This window comes from Desulfamplus magnetovallimortis (assembly GCF_900170035.1).
Lineage (GTDB): Bacteria > Desulfobacterota > Desulfobacteria > Desulfobacterales > Desulfobacteraceae > Desulfamplus > Desulfamplus magnetovallimortis.
Genome location: NZ_LT828543.1, coordinates 254,001 through 255,337 on the forward strand (window position 1 = coordinate 254,001; position 1,337 = coordinate 255,337).

The window sequence follows — 1,337 nt, forward strand, 5'->3', positions numbered from 1 at the left end:
TACAGGTGGAAATGACCTTATAACTGCACTTGCAACCGGTGAAAACATTGATGAAGTGGTTGCATCCATAGCGTCGGAAAGTACAGGCGGAGCAAGTGGAGAAGAATCGTCTCTGTCACCTGAAGAAGCTGCCCAGGCCATTGCAGATACCTTTCAGGAGACATTGAGCGCAGCCATTGAAAGTGGAGCAGATATAGAATCTGCGGTTTCCCAGGCAACGGAAGCTACCGCTGCGGTGATGGAGAGTCAGGCCGCAGTCACAGCCGGAGAATCATCTCCTGAATCGGCACTTTTAAGCGCTCTTTCATCTGGTGATAATGTCACAGAAGCCGTGGATACAGCCATGGATGCCCTTGTGGAAAGCGGTGCTGTTGAATCCGGAGCAATCTCCACAGAAACCTTCCAGGAAGCACTTGCAGAATCTCTTATGGCTGAAGGAGAAGCTGCCTCTTCACCTGGGGAATCGGAAAATCCGTCCGGAGAAACATCTGTAAGTTCAATACAGGATGCATTGGCACAGGCTGTTGAGACAACCACGGCTGTTGCTGAAACCCAAAGCTCTGTGCAGTCAGGTGAAACCAGCAGCGAAGCGGTTCTTCTTGCAGCTCTGTCATCAGGCGAAAACGTATCTGAAACTGTTGCTGCCATAATGGCTACACCTGAAAGTACACCTTCCCAGGGAGAAGGTAGTGAAACCCAGATACAGGGTGATTTAGCTGCTACCCAGAATCAGGGAGAAGCAGGATCAGAAGGAGAATCTGGAACAGCCACCAGAACGAGCACGTCAGCGGAATTGCCGGCAGACATGGATACCTTTGGAGAAGCACTTGCCCAGGCCATGGCTGAAGGTGGTGGAGATCCTGAAAAAGCCATAACTGATGCTGGAGAGGAAATTGCATCAACCACACAGGCTGAAACGTCAACAAAAACATCATCAGAATCTGAAACAACAGGAGAATCTCAAATAGAGGGAGATTCCAAAACTGCCGGAGATGGCCAACTTGCTGAAGACGGTAATGCCGGACAGGAAGGATCCCCTGAAATGCTTGTGGCAATGGCAGACACACCAGGTGACCCCCTTATTGAAAGCTCTGAATCTGCCGATGCCGGAGATACTGCCGAAGGAGATGGCAACGAAACTGCAGATGCCGGAGAAACCACCGAAGGTGATGGCACTGAAACCGCTGATGCCGGAGAGACAACCGAAGGTGACGGCACCGAAACCGCCGATGCCGGAGAGACAACCGAAGGTGATGGCACTGAAACCGCCGATGCCGGAGAGACAACCGAAGGTGATGGCACTGAAACCGCCGATGCCGGAGAGACAACCGAAGGTG

Annotated in this window: 1 protein-coding gene; it reads left to right on the plus strand. The window is 51.8% G+C overall.

Annotated features, from left to right (window positions below; genetic code table 11):
* A partial coding sequence (locus tag MTBBW1_RS09650; RefSeq protein ID WP_186441190.1) for a hypothetical protein occupies positions 1-1,337 on the plus strand: 1,337 nt, incomplete at both ends.